Origin of the sequence: Brevundimonas sp. (genome assembly GCF_046299535.1) — a bacterium.
GTDB lineage: Bacteria > Pseudomonadota > Alphaproteobacteria > Caulobacterales > Caulobacteraceae > Brevundimonas.
This window is the reverse complement of the sequence record NZ_JBKBIB010000005.1, coordinates 1-18,633: the sequence shown is the minus strand read 5'-3', so window position 1 is coordinate 18,633 and position 18,633 is coordinate 1. Positions and strand designations below refer to the sequence as shown.

The window sequence follows — 18,633 nt, the reverse complement described above, 5'->3', positions numbered from 1 at the left end:
GAATCGCATCGCGATTGCACCGAGGCCGTGAATCAGGCTCTCGCATAATGCGGATTGAAATCATCGGCTGAACGCTGAACAGGACTGACTCACTGGAAGGGGAGGACGCTCGTGACCATTGACGACGTGCGCGAAGCCCCCGCCGGTCCTGACCCGGACACAGACGACGAGCATCTGGGCGACGACTACGCCCTGACCGCCGCCTTCGTGGAGAAGGTGGTGGACGCGGCCGACGCCGGCGACGGCGAGCGGCTGCGCGACCTGCTGGAAGACCTGCACCCCGCCGACATCGCCGACCTGATGGGCTTCCTGACGTCCGAGCACCGCTCGGTGCTGGTGCTGTGGCTGGCGCCCGACGTGCTGGCCGATGTGCTGCCGGAACTGGACGACAGCATCCGCGAACAGGTGCTGGAGCGGCTGCCCTCGGGCGCCCTGGCCGAGGCGCTGCAGGAACTGGACTCCGACGACGCCGCCGCGGTGGTGGAGGAGATGGAGGACGACCAGCGCCGCGCGGTGCTGGCCGCCATGCCCGAGCAGGACCGGGCCGCCATCGAGAGCTCGCTGGGCTATGAGGAGGACTCCGCCGGGCGCCTGATGCAGCGCGAGGTGATGGCGGCGCCCGAGTTCTGGAGCGTGGGCGACACCATCGACCACCTGCGCGCCCAGGGCGAGGACCTGCCCGAGCTGTTCTTTGACATCTATGTGGTGGATCCCCAGTACCGGCCGGTGGGCGGGGTGGCGGTGAGCCGGCTGCTGCGCGCGTCGCGCGATGTGAAGCTGGCCGCCCTGATGGAGTCCGTCAACGAGATCGAGGTGCACCAGGACCAGGAAGAAGTGGCCTACATCTTCGAGAAATACCACCTGATCTCGGCGCCGGTGGTGGACTCGGGCGGGCGGCTGGTGGGCCAGATCACCGTCGACGACATCGTCAACATCATCCAGGAAGAGAACCGCGAGGACCTGCTGCGTCTGGCCGGTGTGGCGGACGCGGGCCGTGACGCGGGCGTGATGAGCATCGTACGGTCGCGGCTGCCGTGGCTGATCATCAACCTGGCCACGGCGGGGCTGGCGGCCAGCGTCATCTCCGCCTTCGAGGACCAGATCGAGCGTCTGGTGACCCTGGCGGTGATCATGCCGATCGTGGCGTCCCTGGGCGGCAACGCAGGGGCCCAGACCCTGGCCGTTTCGGTGCGCGCCCTGGCCAGTCGCGAGCTGAACGCCGCCAATGCAGTGCGGATCATCCTGCGGGAAATGTCGGTGGGCCTGCTTCACGGCACGGCCCTGGCGGCCCTTATGGCTGCGGGCGCCTATCTCTGGTTCCGGGACCCGCTGCTGTCGCTGACCGTGGCCATGGCCCTGATGATCAACATGTTCGTGGCGTCGGTGGTGGGCATACTGGTGCCGCTGACGCTGGACCGGCTGGGCCGGGACCCGGCGGTGTCGTCGTCGGTGTTCATCACCTTCACCACGGACTTTGTCGGCTTCCTGTCCTTCCTCGGGATCGCCAGCCTGCTGCTGCTCTAATTCTGGCGAACCGGCCCGGACCTTGCTGGTTCCCGTTCAGGGCGAGCCCGCCCGTCTCATTCTGGGTCAGGACCTTTGTCGCAGATCGACAAGCCGAAGCTGAAGGTGTCCCGCCGGGGCCTGGAGCTCATCAAGAGCTTCGAGGGCTTCAGGCCGCGCGCCGAAAGGCTGGCGGACGGCCGCTGGGTCGTGGGCCACGGGCATACGTTGTCGGCGCGCGAGGGCGCCACGGTCGATGCGACCGAGGCCGAACTGCTGCTGCAGTACGATCTGCTGCCCATCCTGAACGCCATTGCGGAGCGGGTGACCCTGCCGCTCAATCTCCATCAGGTGGACGCCCTGGCCAGCTTTGGTCAGGCCGTGGGGCTGGAGCGGTTTCTGGAGTCCGACGTGCTGACGTGGGTCAATGCGGGCGAGCCGGAGGACGCCGCGCGCGCCCTGGGCGCCTGTGACGCCCCGGCGCTGACGCCCGCGCCCGATCCGGCGGCCCGCCGCCGCGCGGCCGAGAGCGCCCTGTTCCGGGCCGATCCCGGGCGGGAGGCGGATCTGGCGGCTCTGATGAGCGCGCCGGTTCCGGCGCCGACGGAGGACCCTCCGGCTGAAGTTGAGGTTGAACCGGAGGTGGAGGCGTCGACTGCACCTGCGCCTGCGGACGAGGCGCCGGTGGTGACGCCGACGTTTTCGGCGCAGCCGGACGACGCAGGCGCCGAACCCGGGCCGGAGGCTGCCCCCGTCATGGACCCGGCCAATGAGAACGGCGAGGGGGCCCAGGTTTCGGCCGCGGCGACGGTCATGGCGATGCAGCGCTATTCCCCTTACGCCGTGGCGCCCACGACCAGCCTGCATACGTTCGGTATTGAGACACCCGCAGCCACCCGTGGCTCTGGTCCGGGGGAGGGGGTTCTGGTCCTGACCCCGCCGCCGGAGGTGGAGCCGGAGCCGCCTGCACGCGAGGTCTGGCCCGAAGAGACCCGTACGGACGCCCCGGTGGAGACGCAGCCGCTGTTCGTGGATGACCCCGCCCTGCGCGCGGGCGGCCAGCCCGTGTTCATGCCGGAATCCTTCGAGCCCGAACGGCGCGGACGGCTGGACTGGAGCGAGACCGGCGCCTTTGCGGGCATGGGCGCCGTGGGCCTGACCGCGTTCGGAGCGGCGGTGGTCGGCTTCACCATGGCGGCGGACCGGCCCGGGTCGTCCGGACTGGACCAGACCACCATCGCGGCGGGCGTGCTGGCGGTGATCGGGGCCCTTTGCGTGGGGATCGCCGCCTACAATCTGTATCTGCGACGCGGCGGGCGCGGCGAGGGCTGAGCGCGGCTTTGCGAACGGGCCGGGCGGTGCTACCCCGCTGGCCATGAGCATTCCCAACGCCCCCCAATCGATGAATTTCGGCCTCGGCGAGAACGCGGACATGATCCGCGAGACCACCGCCCGCTGGGCCGCAGACCGGCTGGCGCCGCGCGCCGCCGAGATCGACGAGACCAACACCTTCGCCCGCGACCTGTGGCCCGAGATGGGCGAACTGGGCCTGCACGGCATCACCGTGGAGGAAGAACACGGCGGACTGGGGCTGGGATACCTTGAGCATGTGGTGGCCATGGAGGAGGTGAGCCGCGCCTCGGCCTCCATCGGGCTGTCCTATGGCGCCCACTCGAACCTGTGCGTGAACCAGATCCGCCGCTGGGGCACCGAAGAGCAGAAGCGCAAATATCTGCCGGGGCTGATTTCCGGTGAGCACGTGGGTTCGCTGGCCATGTCCGAGGCGGGGTCAGGCTCGGACGTCATGTCCATGAAAACGCGGGCCGAGAAGAAGGGCGACCGCTATGTGCTGAACGGCACGAAATTCTGGATCACCAATGCGCCCTCGGCCGAGACCCTGGTGGTCTATGCCCGCACCGGCGAGGGCAACGGCGGGGTCACCGCCTTCCTGATCGAGAAGGGCATGAAGGGGTTCAGCGTCTCGAAGAAGCTGGACAAGATGGGCATGCGCGGCTCGGACACGGCGGAGCTGGTGTTCGAGGACTGCGAGGTGCCGGAAGAGAACATCATGGGCGGCGAGGGGCGCGGCGCGGCGGTGCTGATGTCCGGCCTGGACTATGAGCGCGCGGTGCTGGCGGCCGGACCGCTGGGCATCATGCAGGCGGCGCTGGACGTGGTGTTGCCCTATGTGCGCGAGCGCAAGCAGTTCGGAAAGCCCATCGGCTCGTTCCAGCTGATGCAGGCCAAGGTGGCCGACATGTACGTGGCCCTGAACTCGGCGCGGACCTATGTCTATGCGGTGGCGCGGGCGTGCGACGCGGGCCAGACCACCCGCTATGACGCGGCGGGCGCCATCCTGCTGGCCAGCGAGAACGCGGTGAAGGTGTCGCTGGAGGCCGTCCAGGCCCTGGGCGGCGCCGGCTATACCAAGGAATGGCCGGTGGAGCGGCTGGTGCGCGACGCCAAGCTGTACGACATCGGCGCGGGGACCAACGAGATCCGGCGCTTCCTGATCGGGCGGGAGCTGCTGGGGGCGTGACCGCCATGATCGGCATAGCGCCCGAGGACGTCCTTGCGGACCTTCGAAACCGCTATGCCGAGCCGCATCGCCACTACCATACATGGGCGCACATCGAGGCCATGCTTGGCTGGTTGGCGTTGCGGCGAGATCACCTGCACGACCCGGCCGCGGTCGAGCTGGCGATCCTGTTCCACGACGCGGTCTACGATCCGGCGCGCCCCGACAACGAAGCGCAGAGCGCGCAGCTTCTTCAGGATGCCGATCTTCCTGACGTGGCGGACGACACGCGGCTGCGCGCCGTCAGGATGATCGAGGCCACCGCCGCCCACGGGCTGGCGGACAATCTCTCTGAGACCGATCGAAGCGACATGGCCGAGTTCCTCGACATGGACCTTTCCATCCTCGGCGCCGCGCCAGCGGTTTTCGAGGGGTACGAGCGCGCCATACGCGATGAGTACGCCTTTGTGCCCGAAGACCTGTTCCGGGCGGCGAGGCGGGGAATTCTGGAACGTTTTCTGGAGCGCCCGACGCTGTATTTCAGTGATTGGGGACGTGACCGCTTCGAAGCCGGGGCCCGGTCCAATGTTGCGGCCTCCATCGCCGTCCTGAGCTGATCGGGCGGAGCTGCCGGATTAGGGCCTGGCCCAGGCAGCCTCCAGCGTCTGGATCGCCGCGGCCAGGTCCGCGTCCTCGTTGCGGCAGATGGCTTCGCGGGTCCGGACCGTCTCGATGTGCGGCGGCACGACCTGATCGCCGTAATCCCGGCCGTCCGGTCCCCATGTGCCGTGCACCGGCAGGGTCACGGCCCAGCCTTCGGGCAGGTCGAAGCGATCCGAACTGAGCAGGGCGCCGGCGCTGGGCCGCCCCACCAGAACGGCGTCGGTCTGTTCCCGCGCGCCCCAGGCGAAGCCTTCGGCCGCGCTGCCGGTCTCGGGGCCGATCAGGACGACGACCGGCTTGTCGTATCGGAGGTCGCCGATGTCCTCGATCATCAGCATGACCGCGCCCCGGCCGTCGGTCACGGCCTGAAACACCGCCTCGGTGGTGTAGGCGCCATGCACCTGGTGGATCGTCGCAACATCCCCCGGACCAACCGGGCCGTTCAGGGTTTCCAGATAGGGCCGGGACAGCAGGGCCACGCCGGGGCCGGCCTCGGCGAAATAGGCCAGCAGGCGCAGGGCCGAGGCGTTGCCGCCGCTGTTGTTGCGAATGTCGATGAGCAGACCGTCCGTGCGACTCACGGCCGCCATGGCGGCGTCGATCAGCCCGGCGGCGTCGTCCCCGAAACGGTCGGCCCGGATGTAGCCCACCGACCGGCCGTCGCCGCGCCGCAGAGTGCTCCATGAAATCGTCCGCTCGCGAGGGGGCCAGAAGGCCGATTCGCGAGGAACCGAGAGGGCCGCCCGCGCGCCGTCGCAGCGCTCCACCTCCAGCAGGGCGGGCTGATCGCGGGGGCCGCGAATGGCGGCCGCGTCGAGGATGCGATCGCCGATCCTGAGCCCCGCGGCCCGCGCGCCGGAGGCCGGGTCGATTTCCACGATCACGGGATGTCCGTCGATCTCCTCCCAAAGGGCACCGAGGCCCATGGTGGGACCGGCCTGGCCGGGCAGGTGCACGGCCACATGGGAGACGCCCAGTTCGCCCAGCATCTCTCGGCCCAGACGCTGAAACTCCGCGTCGCTGCGAACGCCGGCCACACGGTCGCGATACCGGGCGCTGATCGCGTTCCAGTCATGGCCGCCGAAGCGCGGGTCGTAATAGTTGGCGCGCACGGCCTGATCCAGCCCCTCGAAGACGGCGGCGTAGTCCCGGGTCTGGGCATGAGCGGACCCGGTCATCAGGGCGATGGCGGCGAGGATGGCGAGAGGCTGGCGCATGGGGGCTTTCCTGATGAGAGCGCTTCCTTTCTGCGGTCACGCCGCGTCGGCCACCAATGAATTTCCGGTAAGGCGACGCCGCCGGAACAAGCCCCGCCTTTGCTGGTTTTGCTTTCAGCAAGGAGCCCGCCCATGCCCGCAAAATCCGCAGCACAGCAGAAAGCCGCCGGGGCCGCGTTGTCGGCAAAGCGCGGGGACACGCCGAAATCCAAGCTTCAGGGCGCATCGAAGTCGATGGTCGAGTCCATGAGCGAGACGGAGCTGGAGAAGATGGCCTCCACCTCGCGCAAGGACAAACCCGAGCACAAGAGCAAGAGTTGACGGTTCGCGCCGGCGTCCCATCTGTGGCCGGACGGCGGGATCGGCCCGGCGTCCCCCGCCCATGACGGACGCCTGATGACGTCGACGGCCCTGACCGCTCCGCCCGAGCATCGCCGGACCTTTTCGGAGGTTCTGGAGGATCTGGCGCGCCGTCCGGGCCCGAAGGTGACCCTGGGCGAGATCGTGGAGGCGTTCGGGGAGCGGGGGTTCGGGGCGCTGATCCTGATCGTCGCCCTGATCAGCCTGTTTCCGTGGCCGCCGGGGTCCAAGGCGATCCTGAGCATTCCCATCATCCTGCTGGCGCTGGAACTGGCGTTTCAGCGGGACCGGGTGTGGCTGCCCGCCTGGACCCTGAGCCGAAGCCTGTCGCGGGAGACATTCGCGCAGGCGCTGAGGCGGTTGATGGCGCCAATCCGGTTCGTGGAGCGGCTTTCAAAGCCCCGAATGCCGTGGCTGACGGGCGAGATCGCCGACGTGGTCACGGGGCTGACCTGTGTGTTCCTGGCGGTGATGATGGCCTTGCCGGTGCCGTTCGGCGACCTGTTGCCGGGCGTGACCCTGATCGTGCTGGGACTGGGCGTGATGCAGCGGGACGGGGTGGCGATCCTGCTGGGGGCGCTGGGGGCCGTGGCCTGCGTGATCTATCTGTTCCTGGTGTGGGCGGCGGTGACGGCGGCGGTCGCGGCGATCGGCGACTGGGCCGGGCGGGCGTTCTAGAAGCACGGGCGTTCCAGAACCAATTGAGGCCGCCGGATCGCGCCGGCGGCCTCGCATTGTCGGACCGCAAAGCGGCCGATCAGATCCTTGCCTGAAAGGTCAGGCGCGGGCCTCGCAAGAGGTCCGGGTTCCGATCTCCGCTAGCGTCGAGTGACAATGAGACACCGGATCACCTCCTTTCAGCTGTTGTACTGGGACTCACGAGGTTAGAAGCGAACAGCGACTTCGCAAGGGGTTCTTCCGCATGGTGACTGTTTCGTGATCGACGCGCCCGCCTGGGACCCCGACCAGTATCAGCGGTTTCGCGCCCAGCGGGACCGGGCGGCGCTGGATCTGCTGAGCCGGTTGCCGGACGTCGATCCGGGCGAGATCTGGGATCTGGGCTGCGGTACGGGCGAGCATGCGGCCATGATGAAGCGGCGCTGGCCGCAGGCGCGGGTGCACGGGCTGGATTCCAGCGCTGATATGCTGGCGCGGGCGCGGGCCTTGCCGGATGCGGTGGACTGGATAGAGGGCGACGCGGGGGCGTGGGCGCCGGAGCGGCCCGTGGACCTGATCCTGGCCAATGCGTCGCTGCAGTGGCTGCCGGACCATGGGGCGCTGTTCGGGCGCATCGCGGCGCTGCTGGCGCCGGGCGGGGTGTTCGCCTGCCAGATGCCGATGGCGTTCGAGACGCGGCATCACACGATCATGCGCGAGACGGCGGCAGAGGGGCCATGGGCGGGGGCGCTGGAGGGTGTCGACACCATTGGACCGCTGCTGGCGCCCGAGGGCTATTACGACGCGCTGGCGGGCGTCTGTGCGGACATCGACCTCTGGTCGACCACCTATCTGCAGGTGCTGGACGGGGAGGACGCGGTGCTGGAGTGGATGAAGGGGACGGCCCTCAGGCCGTATCTGACGGCGCTTTCCGGCGCGCTGCAGGCCGCTTTTCTTTCGGCGCTTTCGGCGCGGCTTTCGGCGGCTTTCCCGAGGCGGGCAGACGGGACGACCCTGATGCCGTTTCCGAGGCTGTTCGTGATCGCGCGACGCTGAGAGCGGCCTTGCGTGCCCGGCGCAGGCGCAGGTGGGTGACGGGCCCCTCAAGGTCCGCCAGGGCCGCCGCAGCGGCGGTCCAGCCGGCCTTGATGGCGGGCTCGAAGGCTTTCCAGTCGCGGATCTCGACGCCGCCCAGTTCGGGCATGACCAACAGGTCGGTGGCGGCGCGGGACTCGGCCAGGTCAGCGGCGCTGGTGATGGTGGCCGAGCGCATCAGGATGGAGACGATGGGCGGGCCCTTCTTCCAGTCGCCGGAGAGGATCCAGCGCCACCAGGTCTTGGGGTTTTCAAGCACGCTGGGGTCAACGGTGTGGGTGCGAGAGACGTCCACGGCGACCACGGGGCCGGGCTGCCAGCCGCGCATGACGTCGGCGGGCAGGTTGCGCAGCACCGCGCCGTCCACCAGCACCTGACCGTCGATCACCGCAGGCGGCAGGACGCCCGGCAAGGATATGGAAGCGCGCAGGGCCTGCCGCAGCATGCCGCGGCGGTGCACCACATAGCTGTTGGCCGTGAGGTTCGACGAGCCGCAGAAGAAGGGCAGGGGCAGGTCGGCGATGTCGATGTCGCCATAGGCGTCGATCAGCAGCTGGTTGACCTTGCGCCCATGGGTCATGGCGACGATGGGGAAGGCGATGTCGGACAGGGGGCTGTGCTCGACAAAGGCCGTGCGGATGCGGTCTTCCAGCTCCTTCTGGCTCCAGCCCAGGGCCACGCCCGCGCCGATGACCGCGCCCATGGAGGAGCCGCCCACGAAGTCGAACGGCACCCCCGCCTCGCGCAGGGCGGCGATGGCGCCCAGGTGGGCGTAGGCGCGGGCGCCGCCGCCGGACAGGACCAGACCGACGCAGGTGGCGGTCAGGACGCGGGCCACCCGGGCCTCGTCATCGGCCAGCCCCTCTCGGATGTGGAACCAGCGGGCGGGGTCGACGGCCTTGAGCCAGCGGGCGGTGTCGCGGGGCGGCGGGCCGTCGGCGGGACGCAGCAGGATCAGGTCGGTGAGCTGATGCTCCTCCAGCGAGCCGCTGCGCTGGACCGGCGGCATGCGGGCGGGGCCGCCCATGTCGCCCACCACGAACAGGCGGTCCACCTGACGGGCGCACAGGCCGGCCCAGGCGGCTTCATCCTGTTCGGCGCAGTACAGGACGAAATCGTGCGTCTGTTCAATCAGGGACAGCCACTCGGCGGCGGAGTTCAGGGCCGAGGAATCGATGACGCGGGCGGTAAAGCCCAGGCGGCCGATCTGGTCGCGCACCCGCTCGACGAACTCGCGGATCGGCTGTTCGCGGGCCGAGATGAAGCCGAACACGCTGGGGTCGGCGGCGCGGGGGGCGGTCTCGCGCGAGCGACGCACCATCAGGCTGGCCAGTTCGACCATCACCTCGGGATGGGAGCGGGCGGCGTCGAGGAAGGCCTCGCGGGGCAGGGCCAGAATCTCGCTGTCGCGCAGCGCCACGGCGGTGGCGGTGTGGGGCGTGCCGGCGATCAGGGACATCTCGCCGGCCGGTTCCCCGGGGCGGATGACGCCCAGAAACTGGCTCCCGGTTTCGCTCTCCTGATGACGGAACACGCCGAGGCGGCCGGAGCGGACCAGATAGAGGGTGTCGGCGGGCTGGCCGGCGGTGAACAGGCGCTCGCCGCCGGTGAGGGCGAACCAGCTGGCCCGCGTCTCGCCCTCGGCGGCGAAGATGTGGGCCAGGGCCGCTTCGAGACTGGCGTCGCGGGGCGTGTTCATGGCCGTGGAGACTAGCGGGATTTTGTTTCGGTTTAGGTAACGTCCTTAACGAGCCTGCCGGGCGTGGAAATCGCGGCGGAAGGCGTCGAAGCGGTTTTCGGCGATGGCGGCGCGCATGGCGGCGGTCAGGGCCTGGAAGAAGGCGATGTTGTGCCAGCTGAGCAGGACCTGGCCCAAAATCTCATCCGATCTGACAAGATGATGCAGGTAAGCCTTTGAATAAGCGTTGCTGGCGGGGCAGTCGACGTCCGGGGAGAGGGGGTCCTGATCCTCGGCGAAGCGGGCGTTCTTGAGGTTGACGGGGCCTTCCCAGGTCCAGGCCTGGCCGTGGCGGCCCGAGCGGGTGGGCAGGACGCAGTCGAACATGTCGACGCCGCGCGCCACGGCCTCCACCAGATCGATCGGCTTGCCGACGCCCATCAGATAGCGGGGCCGCTCGGTCGGCAGATGGCCGACGCAGTGGTCCAGGGTCTCGCACATGGCCTGATGGCCCTCGCCCACGGCCAAGCCGCCGATGGCGTAGCCGTTGAAGCCGGTCTCGATCAGGCGTTCGGAGGATTCCCGGCGCAGGTGCTCATAGGTGGAGCCCTGCTGGATGCCGAACAGGGCCTGGGCGTCGCGGTCGCCGAAGGCCACCTTTGACCGGGCGCCCCAGCGGGCGGAGAGCTCCATGGCCTTGCGGGCGCGGTCTTCCTCGGCGGGCCAGGAGACGCATTCGTCCAGTTGCATGACGATGTCCGAGCCGATGCAGTCGGCCTGGATCTCGATGGAGCGTTCCGGCGACAGGACGTGTTTCGAGCCGTCGATGTGGCTGGCGAAGGTGACGGCCTCCTCGGTGACCTTCGAGATGCCCGACAGGCTCATGACCTGGAAACCGCCGGAGTCGGTGAGGATGGGTTTGTCCCAGCGCATGAAGCGGTGCAGGCCGCCCAGCCGCTGCATCCGCTCGGCGCCGGGGCGCAGCATCAGGTGGTAGGTGTTGCCGAGAATGATGTCGGCGCCGGTGGACGCCACCTGATCGACGCTGAGCGCCTTGACCGTGGCGGCGGTGCCCACGGGCATGAAGGCGGGCGTGCGGATGTCCCCGCGCGGGGTCTTCAGCACCCCGGTGCGGGCGGCGCCTTCGGTGGCGTTGATGTGGAAGGGGAACATTCTAGACCTGCCGAGCGGAGTTTTGGGTCATAGGCCCTCGCGAAACAGCAGGCTGCCGTCGCCGTAGGAGTAGAAGCGGTAGCCGGTGTCCACTGCATGGGCGTAGGCGGCCTTCATGGTTTCGGTCCCGGCGAAGGCGCTGACCAGCATGAACAGGGTCGAGCGCGGCAGGTGGAAATTGGTCATCAGCACGTCGGCGGCGCGAAAAGCGTAGCCGGGGGTGATGAAGATGGCGGTGGCCTCGCTGAAGGGGCGAATGACGCCGTGCTCGTCCGCCGCGCTTTCCAGCAGGCGCAGGGAGGTGGTGCCGACGCAGACGATGCGGCCGCCCGCCGCGCGCACGGCGTTGAGGGCAGCGGCGGTCTCGGGCGAGATCTCGCCGGTCTCGGCGTGCATGCGGTGGTCGGCGACGTTGTCGGCCTTCACCGGCAGGAAGGTGCCCGCGCCCACGTGCAGGGTGACGGCGTGGGTGGAGACGCCGCGCGCCGCCAGCGCCGTCATAAGCTCCGGCGTGAAGTGCAGGCCCGCCGTGGGGGCGGCGACCGAGCCGTCGTGACGGGCGAAGAGGGTCTGGTAGTCGACGCGGTCGCGGTCGTCCTCGGGCCGTTTGGCGGCGATGTAGGGGGGGAGGGGCATGACGCCCGCCTCGCGGATGGCGTCGTCCAGCGCCGGGCCGGCCAGGTCGAAGGCCAGGGTGATCAGGCCGTCCTCGCCCTTGTCCACCACGCGGGCGTCCAGCCGTCCGGCCAGGCAGGCGCCGTCGGCGGTCTTGCCGAACATCACCCGGTCGTCGGGCTTGAGCCGCTTGCCGGGCTTCATGAAGGCGGTCCAGCGGTCGGGCGCGGTGCGCTGGTGCAGGGTCGCCTCGACCGGCACGGTCAGGCCGTCGCGGTCGCGCACGCCGTCCAGACGGGCCGGAATGACCCGGGTGTCGTTGAAGACGAGGGCGTCGCCGGGCTGCAGCAGGTCGGCCAGGTCGCGCACGATGCGGTCCTCGATGCGACCGCCCCTCACCACCATCAGCCGGGCGGAATCGCGCGGGCTGACGGGCCGCAGGGCGATGCGGTCCTCGGGCAGGTCGAAATCGAAGTCGGCGGTCAGCATGGGCGGCGCAATGGCCACGGGCGCGGCGGCGGGTCAAGGTCATGTGAGGCCGGGAACCTTGGCCTTAGTTCGCGCGCTGGACCCTCATGACCGACATGGGAAGCTTTCTGGCGCTGGACAGGATTGAGAGCGCGCCGGTGTTCCGGCTGGCGGGCACGTCCATCACCGCCGGGGGGCTGATCTCAGCCGCCATCATCCTGACCGTGGCGCTGGGGCTGGCGTGGGCCGCCACGCGAGGGATCAAGCGGGTGCGCGCGCGCTCCAGCCGCAACGCCCAGTCGCTGTATGTGCTGGAGAAGCTGGTCAGCTATGGCCTGATCGTCACCGGGCTGATGCTGGCCCTGTCGGCGACAGGGCTGAACCTGTCGTCGCTGGCGGTGTTCGCCGGGGCGCTGGGCATCGGCGTGGGGCTGGGCCTGCAGGGGGTGGTGAAGGAGTTCGTCTCGGGCGTGTTCCTGATCTTCGACCGCATGGTCAGCGTCGGCGACTATGTGGAGCTGGAGGGCGGGGCGCGCGGCGCGATCATGGAGATCGGCCCCCGGGCCACGCGCATCCGCACCAATGACAACATCAACATCCTGGTGCCGAACTCGCAGCTGATCGAGCACCCCCTGACCAACTGGACGCTGAAGGGCGACACCCGGCGCATCCATATTCCCTTTTCAGTGGCCTATGGCGCGGATCGGGGCGAGGTGCGCGACGTGGTGCTGGCGGCGGCGCGGGCCTCGCCCTTTACCCTGCCGGAAACAGAGGCGCGCAAGTGTCAGGTCTGGCTGGTCAATTTCGGCGAAAGCGGGCTGGATTTCGAACTGCTGGTGTGGCCGACGCAGGATGCGGTGAAGCGTCCGGCGGCCATGCATGCCGCCTACACCTGGGCCATCGCCGAGGCGCTGGATCAGGCGGGGATCGAGATTCCCTTCCCGCAGACCGACCTGCGCATCCGCAGCCTGTTCGGCCGCGAGGGCGACGAGGCGCTGGAGGCGATGAGCACGGGCAAGGCCCCCCGTCCGCGCCCCGCAAGGCGGCCAAGCACCCCGGCGGGCCGGACCAGCGAAAACGACGCGGCCGAGGATCTGATGCAGCCGTCAGCCGCCGAGGCGCCGGAGCCCAAGGACTGAGCTGACCTCAGGCGTCCGCGCCTTCCCCGTTTCGGGGAAGGGCGAGGCGGGCGCCCCGCCAGACGACCTCGAAATCGTCATCGGTCAGCCGGACCTCCGGCGGGGGATCGCCGCGGCCGAGGTGGATGATGGTCGCCAGTCGCCCCCCTTGGCCCACCCATCCCGCCGCCAGGGCGTCGTTCGCCACGCGCTTATGGTAATCGGCGGCCATCCATCCCTGTGGGGGCTCGTCCTGACCCCGGATGCGGCGCAGGGTCAGGGGATGATCGGCCACATGGCGGATGGCGAGGTTTCTCCACGTCCATCCGTCCTCGGCCGCCTCGGCCCGAACACGGGGGTGAAGGTGAAGCCATGCGGTCAGTTCGCGGGGCGTGTCAGCGGTCACCCGGTCCAGCAGGATCAGCCACTGTCCGGGACGATAGAGAAAGCGCCGCTCGTGCGTCACGCCGAAGGCCGGCCGCTCTATGCGTCCGGCGATGAACCATCCCCAGCGCTTGCGCCGCATGGCGCTCAGGCCGCCACCCGCAGGGGGCGTGGCCCCGAGGCCGTTGTCATTCCTGTCGCAGACCAGATCAATGGTGTTGTGCGCCCGTGCGCTGAGGGAGAAGTCGCGCATGGGACCGGCGGAATAGCTGTACTTGCCGGCGTCGACAAACAGCCGCCGGCCCTGTTCGAACAGTTCGAAGGACAGGTCGTCGGCATGCTTGTGCACGCTGCTGTGGTGTCCGCAGGTGACCAGCAGCATGGGAGCCTGTTTCGGCGACTGTCCCCAGGCGCCGCGCACCACCGCATAGCCGGCCTCGCGGAACAGGCGTCCGACGATGCGCTCCTGGGCCACAGGCGCGGGCAGGGGCCGGCGAACCGGAGAGGAGTCGCCTGCCGCTGACAGGGTTTCGTCAGGAAAAAGGAACCAGGGCGCGGCCTTCGCGGCGGCGCGGATGGTGCGATCCAGATCGGCGCTGTCGAACCAGCCTGTCTCGGCCATGCGCCGAAACTCCCGCAGGGCGAACAGGTGATAGCCCGGGGAATGCTCCAGATGCACGCCGCGCCGGCCGAACTGGCTCAGCAGCAGGCGCGACAGCAGGTCGTTGACATAAGCCTTGCCGCCCCGGGCTTCCGGCCAGTGGGGCGCCACATGGCACAGCGCCGCGGCGCCATGGATCTGGGCCAGGGCGTGATTGGACCGGGCGATGAAGGCGGGATCCCGCAGGCGCGCCAGATGGCGCCGGGCCAGGCGAACGATGGCGGCCTGCCGCAGGGGGCTCTGCCGGGCGAACGCGCGCTGGCTCAGGACATAGGCGAGCTTGGCGGCGCGGATGCCGGTCGCCATGTCGCCCCAGAAGGTGGTCTTGCGCCGGCCCCGGCTTTCGGCACGGCCCCAGTCCAGCATGGCGTCGATCAGAAACCGGTAGGCCGCCGGATCATCGCCCCGGCAATGCAGGCCGATATAGACGTCCAGCGGACGCCAGGCGTTGAGCTGGAAGCGCCAGTTGGCGTCCGCGAAGGGGTCCGCCGCCCAGTCGAAGGGCAGGGTGAAGGGGACGGCGGGCCGGTCGGGGCGCGGACGCCAGCCCCGGCGTTCCTGACGCTCCACCTGACGGCGGGTGCTCTCGGACTGGGTCGGCAGCTTGATGCACATGGCTTGTTCCGCCGTCAGGGGCGGGACGGCGGCCACGGCGGATATTCGGCGTTTGAAAAGGGACAGGGGCATCGGCGGCCAGGGGAGGTCTGCGGCCATGGCGGCCCGTGGCTTTGGGTGCGCAGGTCGGGTGCTGAAGTCAAGCGGGGCAGATTGCGCCACCGGGCGAAGCGTTGCAGGTTCCGAAAATGGAGGATCGATGATGGATCAGGACGTCACGCCGAAGAACCGCTGGAAGCTGCTCGGCCCCGGCATCGTGGTGGCGGCCACGGGGGTGGGCGCGGGCGATCTGGTGGCGACCCTGATCGCGGGGTCGCGGTTCGGCTACGCCCTGCTGTGGGCGGCGATCCTCGGGACCCTGCTGAAAATCGCCCTGGCGGAGGGGGTGGGGCGCTGGAGCCTGTCGACCGGCCGCACCATCTTTGAGGGCTGGTCCAGTCTGGGGCCGTGGGCCAGCATCTACTTCGGCGTCTATGTGGTGATCTGGGGCTTTGTCTACGGGGCCACGGGCATGACGGCGGCGGCCCTGCCGCTGGCGGCCCTGTTCCCTGTGTTCGACCTGATCACCTGGGCCATGATCGCGGGCGTGGCGGGGCTGGTGCTGGTCTGGTTCAATTCATACCCCGTGTTCGAGAAGATCATGACGGCCCTGGTGGCGGTGATGTTCGTCACGGTGGTGGGGCTGGCGGTGCTGGTCACCCCGGACATTCCGTCCATGCTGCGGGGTCTGATCCCCATGCTGCCGGAGGGCGCGGCCTATTACACCCTGGGCCTGATCGGCGGGGTGGGCGGCACCATCACCATGGCGGCCTACGGCTACTGGATCATGGCCAAGGGCTGGCGCGGACCGGAGTGGATCCGGGTCATGCGGCTGGACAATCGGGTCGGCTATATCGTCACGGGCATTTTCGTGATCGCCATGCTGATCGTGGGGGCCGAGATCCTTTACGCGGCCGGCATCGCGCTGGGGGGCGGGGACCGGGGGCTGCTGGACCTGGACGAGGTGCTGCGCGAGCGGTTCGGCAATGTGGTGGGGACCCTGTTCCTGGTCGGCTTCTTCGCCACCACCTTCTCGTCGCTGATCGGGGTCTGGCACGGGGTCAGCCTGATGTTCGCGGACTTCTTCGCCCATGTGACCAAGCGCCAAGGGGACGAGGCGGTGCGCGGCGAGAAAAGCCCGGCGTTCCGGGGCTATCTGCTGTGGCTGACCTTCCCGCCCATGATGCTGCTGTTTCTGGGGCGGCCGTTCGGGCTGATCGTGGCTTACGGGGTGCTGGGGGCGCTGTTCATGCCGTTCCTGGCCCTGACGCTGATCTGGCTGCTGAACAGCGCGCGGACGCCGAAGGAATGGCGCAGCGGCTGGCTGTCAAACGGCATGCTGGCGGCGGCGGCGGCGCTGTTCTGCGTGCTGGCCGGGCAGGAGTTGCTAGGGCTGCTGGGATAGGCGAACACAATGCTCAGATTCGAACTTGAGATGGGCAAGGCTCATCAACGTCGGCTTGAGACCCTGGTTATCCATTCGCCGGTGCGTAGCCAGCTAGCGAATGCCTGGGAGGCGCGTATCGAATGCAGCGACGACTTCGTTCCCAGCCGCCCGATCTTCGGTGCTACGGCTTTTCAGGCAGTGGAGAACGCCATCTTTCTCATTCGGGAGCTTGCGGCGAACAAACCGCCGGATGAGACTATAACTCTCGAAGACCAGCCCTTCGTGCTCCGGGTGGACGACCGAATCTACTGACGCTCGGTCACCTCTGGAACGGATAAAAGTCGCCGCCGAGGTCGAGGATTTCGGTGAGTTCGTCCAGGGCGCCGCGGGATTCGTCCAGCAGGGCCGGGTCGGCCAGGTCGGCGGGGGTCAGCGCATCCCGGTACCAGGTGGCGGCCCAGATGGAGAGGCGGGCGTAGAGCTCGTCGGTCAGGCGCTGGGCCGGGTTGGCGGCGTCCAGCTCCTCGTCGGTCAGCACCACGCGCAGACGCAGGCAGGCGGGGCCGCCGCCGTTCCGCATGGACTGGCGTACATCCACATACTCCACCGCGCCGATGGGGCCATTGCCGGAGACCAGGGTCTCGGCCACGGCGCGCGAACGGTCGTTGTCGCGGGTCTCGGTGGGGCAGATCAGGGTCAGGCGGTCGCGGCCCGGCAGGGTCACCAGCATGGAGTTGAACAGATAGCTGGAGATGGCGTCGGCCAGCGGCAGGTCCCTGTCGCTGATCTCGATGAACACCGGCTCGAACAGGCCGTCGGCCATGCGGCGGATGGCGTCCTTTGTGCCGGCCGTGTCCTCGAAGGCCAGTTGGTGGAACAGCAGGGCCTCGCGCGTGCCGACGCAGACCACGTCATTGTGGAAGGTGCCGCCGGCGATGGCGGCGCGGCTCTGGCGGGCCAGGACAGGGCGGCTGGCGGTGTGGCGGCGGATGATCGCCTCGGACGCCTCGCGGGTCTGGCGGGCGGGGAAGGGGCCGTCCCAGGCCTCCCAGGCCTCGCGGCCCCAGACCAGCAGATTGACGCCCGGCTCGCCGTGGTCGGCGCACAGGCGCACGTGATTGGCGGCGCCCTCGTCAGACAGGTGCGGGGCGGCGGGCAGGGGGTCGTGGACCTTGAAGATGTCCGGGTCGGGGAAGAGGGTTCTGAGGGCCCGGGTGGTCTGCTCCGCCTCGAGGCCCCGGTGCAGGTTGGTGATCAGATTGGCCGGGGTGAAGTGGACGCGGCGGTCCTCGGTGTCGGCGCTGGGGGCCACCGTGGCGGCGTTGGCGGCCCACATGGAACTGGCCGAGCAGGCGGCGGCGGCGAAGCTGGGCGCGGCGCGCCACGCCTGCTCCAGCACCGCCTTGTCAGAGCCGGAGAAGCCGAGGCCGCGCAGGAACGGGATGTGGGGGCGCTCATGGGGCGGCAGGACGAACTGGGGCACGCCCAGATCGGCCAGCAGCTTCATCTTCTGCAGGCCCTGCAGCACGGCGGCGCGGGGGTTGGAGGCCTCGCCCTTGTTGAGCGCGCTGGCCAGATTGCCGGGGGACAGGCCCGCATAGGAGTGGGTGGGGCCGATCAGGCCGTCGGCATTGGCTTCGAAGGCTGAGGTCATGACCTCAATCCCTTGATTTCAGACGTGATGTCCGAGACGGCGTCGGCCTCGAAGCTGGCCATGGGATAGGCGCAGTAGTCGGCCGCATAGTAGGCGCTGGGGCGGTGGTTGCCGCTGGCGCCGAGGCCGCCGAAGGGCATGTCGCCCGCCGCGCCCGTGGTGGGCCGGTTGAAGTTGACCACACCCGCGCGGATGCGGCGCTGAAAGCGCTCCCAGTGGGCCGGATCGTCGCTGACCAGACCGGCGGACAGTCCGTAGCGCGTGTCGTTGGCGCGAGCCATGGCGGCGTCGAAATCGGCGGCGCGATACACCTGCAGGACCGGGGCGAAGATCTCCTCGTCGGGGATGTCGCGGGCTTCGGCCATGTCGAGGATGCCCGGGGTGACGAAGGCGTCGGACAGGCCCTCGATGCGGCCGAAGGGGCGGATGACGCGGGCGCCGCCGGCGATCAGGGCGTCCACGGCCTTCAGGGCGCCGTCGGCGGCGCGGGCCGAGATCAGGGGGCCGCCGTAGACCTCGCCGTCGCTGGTCCAGGGACCGAAGGTCAGGCGGTCGGCGAGGGCGCGGACGGCCTCGATGATTGCGTCACCAGCGGCGCCTTCGGGCACGATCAGGCGGCGAGCGCAGGAGCAGCGCTGGCCGGTGGTGATGAAGGCGGACTGGATGACGATGCCCGCCACGGCCTCGGCGTCGGCGGCGTCCCACACCACCAGCGGATTGTTGCCGCCCAGCTCCAGCGCCAGGATGACATGGGGATCGTCGGCGAATTTCTTGCGGAAGTGGGAGGCCGCGGGGACCGGACCGGGTGAAAAGAAGGAGTTTAGCCTT

16 protein-coding genes and 1 pseudogene are annotated in these 18,633 nt (G+C 69.3%); 10 read left to right on the top strand and 7 right to left on the bottom strand.

Translation table 11 applies throughout. The features are described from left to right. Positions 1–111 precede the first annotated feature (111 nt). From mgtE to ACK4FB_RS05090, 4 genes are all read left to right on the top strand, one after another. Complete coding sequence (gene mgtE / locus ACK4FB_RS05105; protein ID WP_409748619.1) at positions 112–1,524, top strand: magnesium transporter; 1,413 nt, start codon at positions 112–114, stop codon at positions 1,522–1,524. 75 nt (positions 1,525–1,599) lie between these two features. Continuing rightward, positions 1,600–2,835, top strand: a complete 1,236-nt coding sequence (locus ACK4FB_RS05100; RefSeq protein WP_409748616.1) for a glycoside hydrolase family protein — start codon at positions 1,600–1,602, stop codon at positions 2,833–2,835. Positions 2,836–2,878: 43 nt separating this feature from the next. Further along, the gene (locus ACK4FB_RS05095) at positions 2,879–4,042 is read left to right on the top strand and encodes an isovaleryl-CoA dehydrogenase (RefSeq protein WP_409748613.1); all 1,164 of its coding nucleotides are present in this window, start codon (positions 2,879–2,881) and stop codon (positions 4,040–4,042) included. After that, on the top strand, positions 4,039–4,638 hold the full coding sequence (locus ACK4FB_RS05090; RefSeq protein WP_409748610.1) for a phosphohydrolase: 600 nt from the start codon (positions 4,039–4,041) through the stop codon (positions 4,636–4,638). The genes ACK4FB_RS05095 and ACK4FB_RS05090 overlap by 4 nt, the downstream gene beginning before the upstream one ends. 18 nt (positions 4,639–4,656) lie before the next feature. Here the strand turns inward: ACK4FB_RS05090 and ACK4FB_RS05085 are convergent, their stop codons facing one another. Beyond that, a complete protein-coding gene (locus tag ACK4FB_RS05085) occupies positions 4,657–5,901 on the bottom strand; it encodes a S41 family peptidase (RefSeq protein ID WP_409748607.1) in 1,245 nt (414 codons plus the stop codon). A gap of 132 nt (positions 5,902–6,033) precedes the next feature. On the opposite strand from ACK4FB_RS05085, the gene ACK4FB_RS05080 reads away from it, so the two are divergent. The 3 genes and pseudogenes from ACK4FB_RS05080 to ACK4FB_RS05070 form a co-directional block, all read left to right on the top strand. Continuing rightward, positions 6,034–6,222: a DUF3008 family protein gene (locus ACK4FB_RS05080; protein WP_409748604.1), complete on the top strand. Its 189-nt coding sequence runs from the start codon at positions 6,034–6,036 to the stop codon at positions 6,220–6,222. A 75-nt stretch (positions 6,223–6,297) separates the two neighbouring features. After that, entirely contained in the window at positions 6,298–6,939 is a 642-nt protein-coding gene (locus ACK4FB_RS05075; RefSeq protein WP_409748601.1) for an exopolysaccharide biosynthesis protein, read from the top strand. A gap of 258 nt (positions 6,940–7,197) precedes the next feature. Beyond that, a pseudogene (locus tag ACK4FB_RS05070) lies at positions 7,198–7,593 on the top strand (methyltransferase domain-containing protein); the annotation flags it as partial. A 232-nt stretch (positions 7,594–7,825) separates the two neighbouring features. On the opposite strand, the gene ACK4FB_RS05065 reads toward ACK4FB_RS05070, so the two are convergent. From ACK4FB_RS05065 to queA, 3 genes are read right to left on the bottom strand one after another with little or no spacing between them, the layout of a single operon-like run. Next, entirely contained in the window at positions 7,826–9,712 is a 1,887-nt protein-coding gene (locus tag ACK4FB_RS05065) for a patatin-like phospholipase family protein (protein WP_409748598.1), read from the bottom strand. 45 nt (positions 9,713–9,757) lie between these two features. Then, positions 9,758–10,864 (bottom strand): tRNA guanosine(34) transglycosylase Tgt, encoded by a 1,107-nt coding sequence (gene tgt / locus ACK4FB_RS05060; protein ID WP_409748595.1) that lies wholly within the window; start codon positions 10,862–10,864, stop codon positions 9,758–9,760. A gap of 27 nt (positions 10,865–10,891) precedes the next feature. Beyond that, positions 10,892–11,968: a tRNA preQ1(34) S-adenosylmethionine ribosyltransferase-isomerase QueA gene (gene queA / locus ACK4FB_RS05055; RefSeq protein ID WP_409748592.1), complete on the bottom strand. Its 1,077-nt coding sequence runs from the start codon at positions 11,966–11,968 to the stop codon at positions 10,892–10,894. 86 nt (positions 11,969–12,054) lie between these two features. Between queA and ACK4FB_RS05050 the strand changes: the two genes are divergently transcribed. After that, positions 12,055–13,086, top strand: a complete 1,032-nt coding sequence (locus ACK4FB_RS05050) for a mechanosensitive ion channel family protein (RefSeq protein ID WP_409748589.1) — start codon at positions 12,055–12,057, stop codon at positions 13,084–13,086. Between the two features lie 7 nt (positions 13,087–13,093). Here the strand turns inward: ACK4FB_RS05050 and ACK4FB_RS05045 are convergent, their stop codons facing one another. Next, the gene (locus ACK4FB_RS05045) at positions 13,094–14,725 is read right to left on the bottom strand and encodes an alginate lyase family protein (RefSeq protein ID WP_409748586.1); all 1,632 of its coding nucleotides are present in this window, start codon (positions 14,723–14,725) and stop codon (positions 13,094–13,096) included. A gap of 199 nt (positions 14,726–14,924) precedes the next feature. On the opposite strand from ACK4FB_RS05045, the gene ACK4FB_RS05040 reads away from it, so the two are divergent. Further along, positions 14,925–16,169, top strand: coding sequence for an Nramp family divalent metal transporter (locus tag ACK4FB_RS05040; protein ID WP_409748584.1), 1,245 nt, complete (start codon positions 14,925–14,927; stop codon positions 16,167–16,169). 9 nt (positions 16,170–16,178) lie between these two features. Next, the gene (locus tag ACK4FB_RS05035) at positions 16,179–16,463 is read left to right on the top strand and encodes a hypothetical protein (RefSeq protein WP_409748581.1); all 285 of its coding nucleotides are present in this window, start codon (positions 16,179–16,181) and stop codon (positions 16,461–16,463) included. Between the two features lie 7 nt (positions 16,464–16,470). On the opposite strand, the gene ACK4FB_RS05030 is transcribed toward ACK4FB_RS05035, so the two are convergent. Both ACK4FB_RS05030 and ACK4FB_RS05025 read right to left on the bottom strand, forming a co-directional pair. Then, positions 16,471–17,805, bottom strand: coding sequence for an N-succinylarginine dihydrolase (locus ACK4FB_RS05030; RefSeq protein ID WP_409748578.1), 1,335 nt, complete (start codon positions 17,803–17,805; stop codon positions 16,471–16,473). Next, on the bottom strand, positions 17,802–18,633 hold an 832-nt coding region (locus ACK4FB_RS05025), incomplete at its 5' end, for an aldehyde dehydrogenase family protein (RefSeq protein WP_409748575.1). The genes ACK4FB_RS05025 and ACK4FB_RS05030, both read right to left, overlap by 4 nt.